Genomic DNA, 14,704 nt, shown 5'->3' with positions numbered 1-14,704 from the left:
GAAAAGATTGTTCGATTAAAATGCATTCGACGCGCACCGTCGGCTGGCTTGATTCACCCCGTCACACAAAGAACCGTCTTGGCCACCGAGCCCGCCCCTTGTAAGCTCTTGTATTCGAGCTACTTCGAGCCGCTTCAAGCAACAAGGTCAGCCATTCTCCCGCCAACGACCTTTACGGGGAGCCGCCATGGGACCGGACGAGCGGGCCCGGGGCCTCATCCGGTCCCTGTCGGAACATCTGATCAACGGTATCGAGGAAGAGCAGTGGGCGCGGTCGCGTCGCGATTTCCTCACGCACGGATTCGCCAAGGTTCCTTTCCTCGCACCCGAAGACACGAAGAACGCGATCGCCGGAGAAATCGAGACGCTCATCGCCACTCACGGCGTGCGGCGCGAAATGAGCTTCAAGGAGACCGGGGGCACGCCCCGGCTGATGCGCAATGTCCGCCATCGGGAAATAAGCGAGCACGGATCCGTCATCCCGGCGGTGTACCGATCCACCGATTTCCGGGAGGCGTTGAGCAGAATCGCGGGCGAGCCGGTGTTCGAGTGCCCGTACGAACCCGAGCAGTACGTCATCACCGAACTGCGGCAGTCCGGTGACACCCACGGGTGGCACTGGGACGACTACAGCTTCGCGGTCGTCTGGGTCGTGGCCTGTCCGCCCGTGGAGCACGGCGGATTCGTCCAGTGCGTGCCCCGCACCCACTGGAACAAGGACGACCCGCAACTCCACCGGCAGTTCATCGAGCAGCCCATCCACTCCTTCGCACTGCGCCCCGGAGACCTGTACGTGTTGCGCACCGACACCACACTGCACCGCGTCTACCCGCTGACCCAGGGCCGACGGCTGATCATCAACATGGGGTACGCGTCCCGGGCCGATCTGTGCCGGACGATCAGCCACGAGACCATGGACAGCCTCTGGAAGGCGCCCGAAGGACAGACCGCGTGACGGCAGTCAAGGGGGCCCGGCCGGACGCGTCCCGGCCGCCTCGACTACGGCGCCGGATCGGCACCTCAGGGCTCGTCGTCCACTACGTCACCTCGGTGATGGGCGCCGGCGTGCTACTCATCCCCGCTCTCGCCTGGAGCGCCGCGGGCCCGCTGTCCCTCGTCGCCTGGGGCTTTCTGATCCTCTACAGCTACCCCTTCGCGCTGATCTTCGCGAAGCTCTCCGTACGCCACCCCACCAGCAAAGGCGTCGCCCAGTTCGTGGAGGCGGCCTTCGGTCCCCGCGCGGGCCGCGTCGCCGCCGTCTTCCTCCTCATCACTCTGCTCGCCGGCAACCCCGTACTGGGCCTCGCGGCCGGCCGGTACCTGCTGGCGGCGGTGGACCCCGCCGCGTCCAACCGGATGGCCCTGCTCGCGGGCGCCGCGGTCATCGCCTGCTGCGTCGCGGTCAACCTGCTGGGCATCAGGGTGAGCACGCGGCTCCAACTGGTGGTGCTGGGTGCCGTGACCCTGCTGCTCGTCGTGGTGATATGCCTGGCCCTCCCCCAGGGTGAGTTCACCCGCCTCGCGCCGTTCGCGCCGCACGGCTGGGGCTCGCTCGGCACCGCTCTGCTCATCTGCTTCTTCGGGTTCATCGGATGGGAGAACGCCGCCCCCGTGGCAGAGGAGGTCATCGACCCGGCGCGCAGCTTCCCGCGCGGCATCCTCGTCGCCGTCAGCTGCGTCGGTCTCCTCTATTTCGCCATGGCGCTCACCGTCGCCGTGGCCCTTCCCGACACCGGCGGCGACCGCTCGGACCTGATGGCGTTCGTGCAGCTCCTCCAAGCCGCCACCGGCGCCGGCCCCGGCCTGCGCCACGTCGGATGCCTCATCGCCGGAGTGCTGCTGTTCCTGACGATGAACGCCTGGTGTCTCGGCACCTCACGGGTCGTCTTCGCGCTCGCCCGGGACGGCCTCCTGCCGGCCGGCCTCAGCCGGCTCTCCGCCCACCAGGGCGTCCCGGCGCGCGCCGTCCTCGCGCTGGTACCCGGCTACGCCGTGCCGGTGGTGCTCCTGCTGCTCGCCGACGCCGGCGAGGCGACCCTGATCAAGGCGTCGTCGGCGACGTATCTGCTCATCTTCCTCATGGCCTTCTTCGCCGCGACGCGGCTGCTGCCACGCGGCGGTGTCGCCCGGCTGAACGTGACCCTCATCGTGGCCACCCTCGCCATGTTGCCGTTCTTCGGGTTCAGCCTCGCCGTCGCCCTGGCGATGCTGCTCGTCGCGCTCGCCGTCGAAAGCCTGATGCGCACGCCGTCCGGCCCATCCGCAGAGAGAGGGACACGCACATGACCGTCGCGCGACATCTCCTACGTATGCAGGATCTCTCCGCCGGGGAGATGCGCTCGCTCCTCGACCTCGCCGAGGCGATGAAGCGAGGGGAGGACACGGGCGCCCCGCTGGCCGGACGCTGCGTCGGACTCCTCTTCAACGTGCCTTCGACCCGGACGAGGGTCTCCTTCCAGGTCGCCGCCGCCCAGCTCGGCGCCGACAGTTTTCCGTACGGGGTGGAGGAACTGCGCCTGGCCAACCGGGAGTCCGTCGAGGACACCATCGGCGTACTGAACCGCTACCTCGACGCGCTCGTGGTGCGCTGGTACGACATGAACGAGCCCGGCGCGGGACACGAGCGCCTGCGCACGATGGCCGGCCTCGCGACGATTCCCGTCATCAACGCCCTGGACGACGAGGAACACCCCTGCCAGGTCCTCGCCGACCTGCTGACCCTGCGGGAGCTGTTCGGAGCGGAGGCACCGGCCCGGCGGGTCGTGTACGTCTGGTCCTACTCCCCCCGGCAGAAGACGCCGGGGGTCCTGCACTCCTCCCTGATGGCCGCGGCGCTGCTGGGACACCGCGTGACCGTCGCGCACCCACCCGGCTTCGCGCCCGCCGAGCGGGTGACCCGGTCCGCCCGCGCCATCGCCGCCCGTACCGGCGCCGACATCACGCTGACCGAGGACCTCGAAGAGGCCGTCCGGGGCGCGGCGGCCGTCTACACGCTGAGCTGGAAGTCACCGACCCTCACCGGCCAGGACGAACTCCGGGCCAGGACCCGCCTCGCCGACCGGTGGCGCGTCACCGCCCCGCTGATGGAACGGGCGGGGCGCGAGGCGGTGTTCCTCGACTGCATGCCCACCACGCGGGGCGAGGAGGTGGACGCCGAGGTCAAGGACGGTCCGAGGTCCAGGATCTTCCAGCAGGCCGAGAACCGGCTGCACACGCAGAAGGCCCTGCTCACCCAGTTGTTCGACGGCACGCTCACGGGAGACCGGCGATGACCGCCGGGCGGACGGCCGGGCGCGTGGCCCTGGTCACCGGGGGCGGCGGCGGAATCGGCTCGGCCGTCGCCCGGCGGCTGGCGGAGGAAGGCGCGGCCGTGGCCGTCGTCGACCGGGACGCCACGGCCGAGGCGGTGTCCGCGGGGATCCGCGCGACGGGCGGGCACGCCGCCCCGTTCCTGTGCGACCTCTCGGACGAGAGCGCCGTCACGGACATGGTGAAGGAGGTCACGGGCACCCTGGGCGACATCACCGATGTGTGCTGCGTCGCCGGCAGCATTCGGCGCGGCACCGTCACCGACCTGTCCCTCGACTCCTGGCGCGGCACGCTGGCGGACAACGTGGACTCCGTGTTCCTGGTCTGCCGCGCCGTCATTCCCCGTATGGAACAGGCCGGGCGCGGCCGTATCGTCACCGTCGCCTCCGGCTGGGGCCTGCGCGCGGGCGAGAAGGCCGCCGCGTACTGCACGGCCAAGGCCGGTGTCGTCATGCTGACCCAGGCCATGGCCCTGGACCACAGCCCCGCGGGGATCCGGGTCAACTGCGTCGCCCCCGGAGACACCCGCACCCCCATGCTCGCCCGCGAGGCACAGCAACTCGGCCAATCCGAGGCGGACTTCCTCGCGGAGGCCGCCGACCGGCCCCTGGGCAGGATCGGCACCCCCGAGGACATCGCCGCCGCCGTCGCCTTCCTGGCGGGCCCGGAGGCGGACTTCATCACCGGCACGGTACTCACGGTCGACGGCGGGGGCACCGTCTGAGCCGACCGAGGGGCGGCGGGGACGACGTGCGCGGGCAGACTCCGATGTCGCCGGAGTCTGCCCGCCCGGTACTCGTCCGGCGCCGCGCGCGCTACGCGGCCGGACGGCGCGCGGGGCGCGCCAGGGTGTAGCCGGCGATGCCCGCGAGCGCGCCGAGCACGCCTCCGGCGACCGTCCACAGCCAGCGGTTCGACCACCGGCCGGAGGACCAGCCGTCCTCCGGCTCGACGCCCGAGGCGGCGAGCTGCGCGCCCTCGGCCGAGGCGCCGCCGCCCGCCTGCGAGACGGTGGTGCGGCCGGGCGTCAACGGTACGGCGAGCTTGCCGTCGACCGCGTGGGCGCCGCCCTGGTCGGGGGTCTCGGCCTTGATCTCGGCCCGTACCGGCAGCCCGAGGTCCTTCTCGTCGGCGTTCCGGACGGTGAGCCGTACGTAGTAGCTGCCGGGCAGCGGATCGTTGGACCACGGCTCGGCCCACGCCCGTACGGTACGGAGCACGCAGCGCAGCTCGACCGTGTCCGCGGCGGCCGCGAGCGCCTTCGTCTGGGCGCCGTACATGCACGGCTGGCGGCGGCGCAGACCGTCGTAGACGTCCACCTGCCAGGTGGCCGCGCCCTTCCGCGCGGCGGCGGACTCGGGGAGCGTGACCTTGGCGGTGACGGTGGCGCGCTGGCCGGTGTCCACGGGGAAGACCCAGTAGAGGTAGTCACCCGAGGAGCCGTCCGCCGTCGCCGTCTGTCCCGGGCGGAAGGCGGTGGCCGTACGGAACGACGTACCGGCCTCGGTGGGTGCCTGCCCGCCCTCGGAGTCGTCGGAGTCGGTGGCCTCGGCGGAGGGCGTGGGGCTGTCCTCGGCGACGGCGGCGCCCGCCGTGCCGAGGAGCAGCGTGCCCGCGAGCACGGACCCGGCGACCACGGACCGTACGGCCTTGGCGTGTGTGAACAGACCGGCGATACGCATCAGTTGCTCCAGACGATACGAAGGCGCGAGATCCAGCCCCAGAGCAGTCCGGCGAGCAGACCGGTGAGCGCCAGGACTCCGAGCAGCCACCAGCCGTGGCCGAGGCCGAAGGAGGCGACGTCGGACGCGGCGTCGGGCGCGTCGACGAGGTCGACGGTCAGCTCGACGGGCAGGCCCGGGGTGGTCTTGACGGAGGCGGGCGCGGAGAACGCGTTGCTGACCTGGAGGCAGACCGCCTCGGCGGCCGGCTTCTCGTCGTCGGCGTCGTCGTCGGTCTCAGGCTTCGGGTAGCGCAGCCCGGCCGAGATCACGTCCGTACGTCCGTCGCCCGCTTCCGAGCCGCGGACGATCTCCCGGCCGTGGACGGTGACCGCGCGCAGCAGCACGCCGTAGTCCTGGTTGACGGCGCGGTCGGCGGCGATGCTCACCGAGGCGCGCAGCTCCTGGCCGGGGAGGACGTCCACCCGGTACCAGCGGTGCTCGGAGAACGTCTCGCGGTCGCTGTAGAGGCCGGGCTTGATCGTCGGGGCGTCGGCGCAGCGCGCGGCGCCCTCGGTCTCGACGGGTGTGACGACCGGGTCGGCGGCGCGGTCGACCAACTGCGTGACGCGGCGCGAGAGTTCGTCGGTGTGCTGGACGGAAGTGAAGGTGCCGCCGGTGGCCTCGGCGATGCAGGTGAGCTGGCGGCGGGTCTTGTCGTCGGGGACCAGCCCCAGGGTGTCGATGGTGAGGTGGATGCCCTTTGCGGCGATCTCGCGCGCGACCTCGCAGGGGTCGAGCGGCGCGCAGGTGTCCTCGCCGTCGGTGATCAGAACGATACGGCGGGTGGCCTCGTCGTCCCCTTCGAGGTCCTGGGCGGCGCCGAGGAGGGCCGGGCCGATGGGCGTCCAGCCGGTGGGGGCGAGGGTGGCGACCGCGGTCTTCGCCTCCGTACGGTCCAGCGGCCCCACGGGGTAGAGCTGCTCGGTGTCCTTGCAGCCGACCTTGGTGTCCTTCCCGGGGTAGTTGGCGCCGAGCGTCCGGATGCCCAGCTCCACCTCCTGCGGAACGGCGTCGAGCACCTCGTTGAACGCTTGTTTCGCAGCCGCCATCCGGGACTGGCCGTCGATGTCACGGGTCCGCATCGAGCCGCTGACGTCGAGGACGAGATCGACCTTCGGCGCCGGCTGGCCGGTGGGTTCATCGGCGGCGGCAGCGGCGGGAGGAAAGAGTCCTACGGCCAGGGTGGCCACCAGACCGCACACGGCGGCTGCCGACCGTTTACTTATGATCATCGCCGGATGATAGTGATAGTGCACCCGGGGGGACAAACGGAAACTGACGGACCGTCAGCCGTTTTCCGGGAGATGACGGACCGGTGTCTCTCGGGCCACGGGGTATACCCCTCAGGGTGATTTCGTGCATGGGAGCGCTCCCAGTGATTGGATGGCCGAAGCCCGTGCCCTGCGCACCGATCAGGCCGGGTTCAGGCTGACTGGAGGTCGCACGATGGTGACGAAGGCACGCACGGGCCAGCCCACCCTGGAGGAGGTCGCCGCGCTCGCCGGCGTCGGCCGGGGCACGGTCTCCCGCGTCATCAACAACTCACCCCGCGTGAAGGACACCACCCGGCACCTCGTCGAGCAGGCGATCGCCCAGCTGGGCTACATACCCAACCGCGCCGCCCGCGCGCTCGCGGGCAGCCGTACGGACGCGGTCGCGCTGGTCATACCGGAGACGGAGAAGCGGTTCTTCGCCGAGCCGTACTTCTCCGACATCGTGCACGGCGTGGGCGACGGACTGGCCGACACCGATCTCCAGCTGCTGCTCACGCTCGTCCGCACCGAGAGCGAGCGGCAGCGCTTCCTCCAGTACGCGCGGGCCCGCCGGATCGACGGCGTCCTGCTGGTCTCCGTGCACGGCGACGACCCGCTGCCCGACCTCCTCGCGGAGATGGAGATGCCGACGGTCCTGAGCGGCCGGCGCTCCGGCGAGGAGTCCGTGTCGTACGTCGACTCGGACAACGTGGGCGGCGCCCGCGCCGCCGTGCGCCACCTCTGGGAGTCCGGACGGCGCGCGATCGGCACGATCACCGGGCCGTTGGACATGTACGTGGCACAGTGCCGGCTCCGGGGGTACGAGGAGGCCGTACGGGACACGTCGGGCGGCGGCCCCGGTCCCACGTGGATCGCGCACGGCGACTTCACGGAGGAGAGCGGACGCCGCGCGATGACCGAGCTGCTGGCCAGGAACCCCGGCATCGACGCGGTCTTCGCGGCCTCCGACGTGATGGCGGTGGGCGCCCTGCACGCGCTGCGCGCGGTGGGCCGCAGAGTCCCCGAGGACGTGGCCGTGGTGGGGTTCGACGACTCCCCCATCGCCCGCCACACCGACCCCCAACTGACCTCCGTACGGCAGCCGGTGGAGGAGATGGGCCGCACGATGGCCCGGGTGCTGCTGGAGATGATCAACGACTCCTCGGCCGCCTGGCAGCACGTGGTGCTCCGCACCGAACTGGTGCGGCGGACCTCGGGGTGACCCGCCGGGCGGCGGCACCCCGGCAATCCGCCGCCCCGCGCACCGGCCGGCAGCGGCCAGGACCCAACCCCGCGTCCCAGCAACGGTCTTGACAACGGCCGACGCCTCGACAAGGCTCATGGGAGCGCTCCCAAACTGGAAGAGGCGGTTCCTTCCATCGCCGCCCCGCTCGGACTGCCGTAACCCGGCGCGGGGGCGCGTCCCTGCCCACCAGGCGGGGCCCGGCGCCGTTCCGTCCCGCATCCGTGGGGGACGCGGAACGGAACGGCGCCCGACGGGCCGGCGCGAGCCGTACCGGGAGGGCGCGCCTCGGTACGCCCGCGGCGATGTCAGGCGCCTATGCCTTCCCGACCGCTCGCGAACCCGACGAACGTGCCCCGTCCCGCCGCTCAGGCATGACGTATCCGCCGTACCAGAAGAGGCTGACGGCCTCCAACTCGATCAACGCAAAGTTCTGGAAGAACGCGGGCAGTCGCGCCAGATCGACCTCGTCCTGCAACACGGTCAGCGCGCCACCGGTGTTCAGTTCCTCGTCCGCAGCGCCGGTGAACGCCGACTTCGCAGGCCGCCGCCCCTGCTCGATCGACGCCACCTGCTCGTACGAGTACCCGACCGCGTCCGCGAGTTCCTGCTGTGTCAGCCCCGCCCGCCCGCGGAAGAGCTTGACCAACTTGCCGTAGCCGACCCGGATGCCGGGCCGGTCGTCGGCCTGCGGTCGTTGCTTCTTCTGGCGGCTGCCGTTGCTCCTCATGCGCCCTCACACCCCAACGTATCGATGTGCGAATGGTGTTCACGTTCCCAACGTGGGACACCGGGCCGGGTCACGCCCCGCGACCCGTACAACGGCGCACCCGCCCCGTACACCTCGTACAGGTACGTGCGTCCGCCCCGTCACGCTATCCGCGTGACGGGACAATCACCGTAGGGAGTCGTGAACTCGCCAACCGCCCTCGACCTGGGCCGAGATGTGTCAGGCCGCTCGGCTGCGTGCTGGTCCCGCACACACGGGACACGGCTCACTCGGCTGGTTCCGCACCGCCAGCTTTCTGGCGCCGCATACGCGACGCCAGACTTCTTCCCAGGAGGAAAATTCCCTTTCCCATGCACCGCCCGACCGAAGGTAGGCGAAGAGGTCCGCCGACAGTCCGGGAAACACGCCCGTCGCACTGCGCTCCGGGACAGAAAATATCCTGATCCGACACTGCACCGACCGGCTGCGTGCCAATCCGATCGGTCCGGCTCCGCACGACTCTGCACTTGGGAAAAAATCGATGCCAATACGTGGTGTGGCCCGGAGCGCACCCATGCCGCTCCGTCCCGAGAGAGGATCCGACGGAGGAATAGTTAGAGCTTGACGGCCTTGCTGAATTCCACGAACTCTGCCCAGGCAGTGGGCGGAACATAGAGCGTTCCCAGGTTCCGGCCCTTCGTGTCCCGGACCTTGACCACGGTAGGGTCGTTATCCGCGATTTCCACGCAAGAATCACTCTTCGTGTACGTGCTCGTGCGCCAGTTCGGAATTTCCGCCATGAATTTCCCTCTCTAAACGGATTTCATCTGCTCAAAGTGGTGGCTGGCGTTCACGATCAGGTCTCTCGCGGCCTTTCCGTACACCGCTGATCGCTTCAGGGTGGCGAAAGCCTTCCCGTATAGCTCGATCTCCCGAGGTTGAGTCACGGAGAACTCGGCAGAGTAGGTCTCGACGAGGACAAGCTTGTCGTCGAACATGGAAAAGGAGTTGCCGGGCCAGATGCTCAGTGGAGCGGACCGAGGGATGAAGCCCAGGCTGAGCCGTGGTAGCCCTATGACCGCTAGCAGGCGGTCCAGCTGTCCTCTCATCACCTCCGGACCGCCGAAGTTGGAGTACAGGGCCTGCTCGGCGAGCAGGACGTTGAAAATGCGGTTGCCCTGGGTCAGGTACCTCTGTCGTTCGAGCCGCTTGGCCGTGGCCACTTCGGCATCGTCGGGGATCTCGAAGAACTCGATGACCTGCTTGAACGTCTCCGCGGCGTACTCCGCGGTCTGGAGAGTCCCCCAGATGAGGGTGGGGTGCCAGATCCGGAAGACCTTGGTCTTGGAGTAGACCGGCAGAGCCTTGGCCTGGCGCTTCTCAGCACCGTCCTGGAACTGTCGGCGCCACTCCAGCCACAGTTCGTCGATGTGACGGACCGTGGCAATCAGGTCGGCAACCTGCTCCTGTGCGTTCGTCCTCTCACACCAGGTGCGTATGTCAGCTTCGCTGGCAGCCTGCTTGCCGTTCTCGATTCGGGAGACCTTCGACTCCTGCCACCCGGTGGCAGCAGCGAATGCCCGGCCGCTGGAGAACCCCGCATTCTTGCGGAATCCCCTCAACCGGGCACCCAACGCTGCCCGGGCTTCCTGTGCTTGGTTGCTCACTGGTGGGTCAGGGCTTGTACTCGGTGTGCTGGATGGCGGAGGCCCAGAGCAGGTCCCGGACTCGGATGCACTCGGCCACGATCTTGGGATCTTCGATCAGCTCCGACCCGAGGACGCGCCCTACCTCGTCGAAGTGGCCCACGGCCAGGAGGCAGTCATCGAAGAGCCACCAGTCGTTGCCGGATACGGGAAAGGTGATCCCGCCCGGGAGCTGCTGTCGCGGGAACCACCTGATGTCCTCGCCGGCCGCCAGGTTGAGGTGAGTGAGCGAGTTCTCCCACCCCACGTACTGAGAGTGCGGCTCAGTGACCACGCGGACCCGCCGCACCGTCTTGCCCTCGCCGGTCACCCGCTTCATGAGCGTCATCCACGGGTCGAGCCACGCGTAATCGTCAGGCTCGCCCCTCTGCCACCGGGCGTACGGCGTGTCCTCGACAGGCGACCCGTAGTCGTCCCTCAGCTCAAGATGGAAGGCACTGCGCTCGAAGCTGTTGAACAGCTCGTCACGCTGGGCGCTGGTGATCAGGTCCACTGTTCTCCTCCAGTAGGGCCGTGATCGAGGACATTGGTACCTCGATGCAGTCCTCATAGTCGGGCAAGCGCATCTGGCTCAGGGCCTCGGCGTCACGCATCTCCGGACCCTGCACGATGCACGTACCCTGTTCCGTGACGAGCATGATCGGAGCCTCGAACCTCTTGATCTCGCCGGACGGCAAGCCGTCTTTGGTCAGGTGCTCGAAGAGCTCGATCGGAACCTCGACGACCGTGTGGCCGACGGGGACATTGAGCTGCATGAGCAGATCGTTCGCCAGAACCTTCCACCCCTGGACGACATAGCTGCCCTGGTCGCTGGCGTACAGAGTGGGGCTGTCTCCGGGAGTGGAGTTCTTACCAAGGAACCTTAACTTCATGGTCGTTCTCCCGTCCGCTGCCTTGCTTAGGTTTGCCCGACGCATCGATGGTCGACCTCCTGTCCAGCTGAGGTCAATCGCCTTCCTGCAAACTGGCGCAATCTCCTTGGAGGGTGGGGAAGCACAGTTCTACGTTCGTCTTCGCATCCACGTGAGACGGCGAGAACTGGCGAGGAGCCACCGATGGCTGACGGCAGCATGGACACCAAGGGCTCGAAGAGCCTAGGGCTGGCGCACTTCGATCACCCGCTGCTCGGCCACCAGGTCGTTGACCACGGCCACGACGACGTGATTGGCGTCCTGCGGGCCTTCGCGCCGGCCGTGGACAAGGCAACCCTCGTTCCTTTCGTCCCGAAGGGGGACCCGGTGGCGTGGCTTGCTCCCCTCGGCGGTGGGGTGGCGTGGACCACGCACCCCGACGAGATCGAGGCGGTGTAAGGGGTGCCAACTTGCCCGAGGCCGGGAACGTCAGACGAGCGGCGCCCGCGCAAAGCCTCGCGACACCCCGATCCGCCTGGATGTTCGGCGGCCCATCACAGCCCTGGCATTCCTGGGGATCGGTGTCCCCGCCGCCACGATCAGCGGCCTCTCGGAAGCACACGGCGCTCCTCAGTCGGCTATCGCCTTCGACACGGAGGATGCTGCGCCCCTCAGTCCCCGTCCGCCTGCCCAGCCTGGCACGGTCGGCAGCCGGACGGGTCAGCAAGTGCACCACCCACCCATGAGATGGAGGAACACCATGATCAAGTCGGATGACCAGATCGCCATCCTGAGCGTACTCAAGGAATTGGTCTCGGCGGTCGCCCAGGACTCGCCGACCGTCGTCGCCACCGTGGCCGCGAACGTCCAGCGCGCCCACGAGGACGAGAACAGCTGCATGATGGGCGGCTGGACCTCCTGACCACTCCTCAAGCGCTCAAGCGCTGACACGGTTTCCCCTCAGTGGGCCCGGAGCAGTCCGGTTCCGGGCCCACGCCTGGATGCAAAGAAGGAGCGATCCTCGTGCACTTCATGAACATCGGCCACATCTACGAGAGCATGGCTCGGCTCGTCCACGCGCACACGGGCGAGTACCCCACCACCGAGGGCATGTCCGGGGCCTATCGCGCAGCCATCTCCAACCCGACCATGCGTCCCATGGCAGCCGCCCCCGCAGGTCTCGACATCACGTACGAGGGCGGGGCCTGGGCGGAGTTCTGCACCGCCAACCGCATCTTCGAGCACATCTTCAAGGGGGCCGGCCCCACAGACGGGCCGGCCCGTGAAGCGTGGGACGACAACGTCGCCGAAGCCCTCGCGCTGATCCAGGAGATCGACCCCGGTCTCCACCTGATGGTCGACCTCCTCGTCACGGACCTCGTCATCCTCAACAGCGGGGCGGACGGTGGCGGCTCTGCCTCACGGCTCCCAGGCGTCGTGATCATGAGCCCTGGCGAGAAGTGGGGTGTCCTCGACTACGCCATGTGTCTCGTCCACGAGGCGATGCACCTGAACCTCTTCGTGGGCGACATGGTCTACGGGACCTTCACCCTGTCCTCGCGTGAACTCGATGCGGACCAGTACCGCGCCCTGTCGGCGGTGAAGATCGGCCGGCGTCGGCCACTCGACAAGGCGTTCCACGCCGCCATCGTGACCGTGCCCCTGATGTTCATGGAACATCACCAGGGCAGGACGACCCTCGTTGACCTCTACACGGCCTCGCTCCGGGACGCGTGCGTGGACCTGAATCGGCAGCGCGAGCACTTCACCGCGTACGGGCGGATGTTGCTCGACGAGCTGTGCGCCTTCGGCGAGAGCATCGACTTCGAGGTGGTAGCCCGCGCGATCTCCAGTCCGGAGTACGCGGGCTACCTGCCGATCACTGCCTGACGGTCTACGGCTCGAACAGGATTCCCGCTTCGCGGGCAAGGCTCAGAGCCAGCTCCATCGCCCCTGGGCCTTGCACCGTCGCCCCCTTGAGACTGGCGCCGCCGCCTACGTCGATGAGGGTGCAATTCTCGAAGCGGACGACGCCCATTTTTGCGTTTGCGAACTGCGCTCCGGTGAGGTCGCAGTTTTCGAAGCGCACGTTGTGCATTTCGGCTGCCTGAAAGTCAGCTCCGATCATTTTGCAATCGCTAAATACGACGCTGTAGAGCTTCATATGCCGGTACATTGCAGGGCTGATTTGACACCCTTCGATGCGCACGTCACGGAATGTTCCAGACTTCCATGATGCCCCGGTGATGCGGCTGCCGGTGACGTGACAGCGGATGAGCGAGACGTCCTGCGTGACCAGTTGAGCAAAGTCGCAGGTCTCGAACCGCGAGTCGCTGAACTGGGTTTGCCGCAGGTCAGTGCCAGTGAAGCGCACGTTTTCGAAGCTGCATCCCTCGGCTTCGAGGGCTTCGACCGAGAGACCGACGAAGCTGGTCCCGTCGTACCTCACCCCCCTGATGACTGCATCGTGTTCGAATTTGTCACGGGGCATCTCCGCCAATCGTGGATTCGCCGAAAGCTTGGGCGCTGCGGGGTTCTTGACTCTCGCCTTCCTCGCACCCTTTTGAGCGATCTGAGCCATGCGATTAATCCATTCTCGGGGTTCCTGAGACGCAGCACAGTCTAAGGGAAAAGGCTGTCCACTATCGCCAGTCGATCCACTTCGGAGTGAATCTGAATCCGACATTCGGAGAGGACGCCTTGCGCCGTTTCCCTCCCGCTCCCCGTCAGGTACCGGTGCCCGGCGGACCGGCCGGTCAGGCGGCGGACCCGAGCCGGCGCCGCCCCGTACGCGCACCGTCGTGGTGGATCGGCGTACGGACGCCCGTCAGGGGGGTGCCTGTGCCGCCTCGGCGGGTGGCGACGATTTCCGCCGCGATGGAGAGGGCGGTCTCCTCGGGGGTACGGGCGCCGAGGTCCAGGCCGATCGGCGAGTGCAGCGCGGCGAGTTCGGCGGGGGTGAGGCCGGCCTCGCGCAGGCGCCGGTCGCGGTCGGCGTGGGTCCGCCGTGACCCCATCGCGCCGACGAAGGCGACGGGCAGTCTCAACGCCAGCTCCAGCAGCGGCACATCGAACTTCGCGTCGTGCGTGAGCACGCAGAGCACCGTACGGGCGTCGACGGCGGTCCGGGCGAGGTAGCGGTGCGGCCAGTCCACCACGACCTCGTCGGCGGCTGGGAACCGGTCGCGTGTGGCGAAGACGGGCCGCGCGTCGCAGACCGTCACGTGGTAGCCGAGGAACTTCCCCGCTCCGGCCAGCGCGGCGGCGAAGTCGACCGCGCCGAAGACGATCATGCGCGGGGGGCGGGTGCTCGTCTCGACCAGCAGTGTCAGGGGCCGCCCGCAGCGCGCGCCCCGCTCGCCGATCAGGACCTGGCCCGTGGCGCCGGTGTCCAGCAGGGCGCGTGCCTCGTCCGCCGCCGTACGGTCCAGTTCCGGACTGCCGCCGAGGCCGCCCTCGTACGAGCCGTCGGGGCGTACGAGCAGGGCGCGGCCGAGGAGTCCGGCCGGTCCTTCGGTGATCCGCGCGAGCGCCGCGGGCTCCCCGCGCGCGGCGGCGCCGAGGGCCGCCACGAGCACCGCCCCGGCGGGGGTGCGGGGCCGGAGCGGGGTGATGAGGACGTCGATGACACCGCCGCAGGTGAGTCCGGCGGCGAACGCGTCGTCGTCGCTGTATCCGAAGCGCTCCAGGGCCGTGTTCCCGTCGCGGAGCGCCTGCCGGCACAGCTCGTACACGGCGGCCTCCACACAGCCGCCGGAGACCGAGCCGATCACCGCGCCCTCGCCGTCGACGGCGAGGGCGGCGCCCGGCTGCCGGGGCGCGCTGCCGCTGACGGCCACGACGGTGGCGATGGCGATGTCGCGGCCCTCCCCGGCCCAGCGGTGCAGCTCTTCGGCGATGTCCAGCATG

17 protein-coding genes are annotated in these 14,704 nt (G+C 68.9%); 8 read left to right on the top strand and 9 right to left on the bottom strand.

What is annotated here, in order from left to right; genetic code table 11:
* Positions 1-187 precede the first annotated feature (187 nt).
* From ACFTZC_RS00895 to ACFTZC_RS00880, 4 genes are read left to right on the top strand one after another with little or no spacing between them, the layout of a single operon-like run.
* A complete protein-coding gene (locus ACFTZC_RS00895) occupies positions 188-955 on the top strand; it encodes an ArpA protein (RefSeq protein WP_382885525.1) in 768 nt (255 codons plus the stop codon).
* Positions 952-2,286 (top strand): APC family permease, encoded by a 1,335-nt coding sequence (locus tag ACFTZC_RS00890; protein ID WP_382885523.1) that lies wholly within the window; start codon positions 952-954, stop codon positions 2,284-2,286. Before ACFTZC_RS00895 ends, ACFTZC_RS00890 begins: the two co-directional genes overlap by 4 nt.
* Entirely contained in the window at positions 2,283-3,272 is a 990-nt protein-coding gene (locus tag ACFTZC_RS00885) for an ornithine carbamoyltransferase (RefSeq protein WP_382885521.1), read from the top strand. The genes ACFTZC_RS00890 and ACFTZC_RS00885 overlap by 4 nt, the downstream gene beginning before the upstream one ends.
* A complete protein-coding gene (locus ACFTZC_RS00880; protein ID WP_382885520.1) occupies positions 3,269-4,033 on the top strand; it encodes an SDR family NAD(P)-dependent oxidoreductase in 765 nt (254 codons plus the stop codon). Before ACFTZC_RS00885 ends, ACFTZC_RS00880 begins: the two co-directional genes overlap by 4 nt.
* Positions 4,034-4,124: 91 nt before the next feature.
* Here ACFTZC_RS00880 and ACFTZC_RS00875 read toward each other — a convergent pair whose 3' ends face one another.
* Together ACFTZC_RS00875 and ACFTZC_RS00870 are read right to left on the bottom strand one after the other, a co-directional pair.
* A complete protein-coding gene (locus ACFTZC_RS00875; protein WP_382885519.1) occupies positions 4,125-4,991 on the bottom strand; it encodes a hypothetical protein in 867 nt (288 codons plus the stop codon).
* The gene (locus ACFTZC_RS00870) at positions 4,991-6,265 is read right to left on the bottom strand and encodes a VWA domain-containing protein (RefSeq protein WP_382885517.1); all 1,275 of its coding nucleotides are present in this window, start codon (positions 6,263-6,265) and stop codon (positions 4,991-4,993) included. Before ACFTZC_RS00870 ends, ACFTZC_RS00875 begins: the two co-directional genes overlap by 1 nt.
* Before the next feature lie 214 nt (positions 6,266-6,479).
* Here ACFTZC_RS00870 and ACFTZC_RS00865 point away from each other — a divergent pair, with 214 nt between their 5' ends.
* Entirely contained in the window at positions 6,480-7,508 is a 1,029-nt protein-coding gene (locus tag ACFTZC_RS00865) for a LacI family DNA-binding transcriptional regulator (protein ID WP_382885516.1), read from the top strand.
* Positions 7,509-7,845: 337 nt separating this feature from the next.
* On the opposite strand, the gene ACFTZC_RS00860 is transcribed toward ACFTZC_RS00865, so the two are convergent.
* From ACFTZC_RS00860 to ACFTZC_RS00840, 5 genes are all read right to left on the bottom strand, one after another.
* Positions 7,846-8,259: a helix-turn-helix transcriptional regulator gene (locus ACFTZC_RS00860; RefSeq protein ID WP_382885514.1), complete on the bottom strand. Its 414-nt coding sequence runs from the start codon at positions 8,257-8,259 to the stop codon at positions 7,846-7,848.
* Between the two features lie 593 nt (positions 8,260-8,852).
* Positions 8,853-9,038, bottom strand: coding sequence for a DUF397 domain-containing protein (locus tag ACFTZC_RS00855; RefSeq protein ID WP_382885513.1), 186 nt, complete (start codon positions 9,036-9,038; stop codon positions 8,853-8,855).
* A 12-nt stretch (positions 9,039-9,050) separates the two neighbouring features.
* Entirely contained in the window at positions 9,051-9,905 is an 855-nt protein-coding gene (locus ACFTZC_RS00850; RefSeq protein ID WP_382885512.1) for a helix-turn-helix domain-containing protein, read from the bottom strand.
* A 7-nt stretch (positions 9,906-9,912) separates the two neighbouring features.
* Entirely contained in the window at positions 9,913-10,437 is a 525-nt protein-coding gene (locus tag ACFTZC_RS00845) for a DUF6879 family protein (protein WP_382885510.1), read from the bottom strand.
* Positions 10,409-10,816 carry a hypothetical protein gene (locus tag ACFTZC_RS00840; protein ID WP_382885508.1) on the bottom strand — a complete coding sequence of 136 codons (408 nt, stop codon included), beginning with the start codon at positions 10,814-10,816 and terminating at the stop codon, positions 10,409-10,411. The genes ACFTZC_RS00845 and ACFTZC_RS00840 overlap by 29 nt, the downstream gene beginning before the upstream one ends.
* 183 nt (positions 10,817-10,999) lie before the next feature.
* Here ACFTZC_RS00840 and ACFTZC_RS00835 point away from each other — a divergent pair, with 183 nt between their 5' ends.
* From ACFTZC_RS00835 to ACFTZC_RS00825, 3 genes are all read left to right on the top strand, one after another.
* The gene (locus tag ACFTZC_RS00835) at positions 11,000-11,254 is read left to right on the top strand and encodes a hypothetical protein (protein ID WP_382885506.1); all 255 of its coding nucleotides are present in this window, start codon (positions 11,000-11,002) and stop codon (positions 11,252-11,254) included.
* A gap of 301 nt (positions 11,255-11,555) precedes the next feature.
* Positions 11,556-11,717 (top strand): hypothetical protein, encoded by a 162-nt coding sequence (locus ACFTZC_RS00830; RefSeq protein WP_382885504.1) that lies wholly within the window; start codon positions 11,556-11,558, stop codon positions 11,715-11,717.
* Positions 11,718-11,827: 110 nt separating this feature from the next.
* Positions 11,828-12,685, top strand: coding sequence for an aKG-HExxH-type peptide beta-hydroxylase (locus tag ACFTZC_RS00825; protein WP_382885991.1), 858 nt, complete (start codon positions 11,828-11,830; stop codon positions 12,683-12,685).
* Between the two features lie 4 nt (positions 12,686-12,689).
* Here ACFTZC_RS00825 and ACFTZC_RS00820 read toward each other — a convergent pair whose 3' ends face one another.
* Both ACFTZC_RS00820 and ACFTZC_RS00815 read right to left on the bottom strand, forming a co-directional pair.
* Positions 12,690-13,376 carry a pentapeptide repeat-containing protein gene (locus ACFTZC_RS00820; protein ID WP_382885502.1) on the bottom strand — a complete coding sequence of 229 codons (687 nt, stop codon included), beginning with the start codon at positions 13,374-13,376 and terminating at the stop codon, positions 12,690-12,692.
* 175 nt (positions 13,377-13,551) lie between these two features.
* Positions 13,552-14,703 carry an XdhC family protein gene (locus ACFTZC_RS00815; RefSeq protein WP_382885500.1) on the bottom strand — a complete coding sequence of 384 codons (1,152 nt, stop codon included), beginning with the start codon at positions 14,701-14,703 and terminating at the stop codon, positions 13,552-13,554.
* Between the last annotated feature and the right edge of the window lies 1 nt (position 14,704).

Source organism: Streptomyces sp. NPDC056987 (genome assembly GCF_042673865.1).
Taxonomy (GTDB): Bacteria; Actinomycetota; Actinomycetes; order Streptomycetales; family Streptomycetaceae; genus Streptomyces.
The sequence above is the reverse complement of the archived record's forward strand: the minus strand, read 5'-3'. Positions and strand labels throughout refer to the sequence as shown.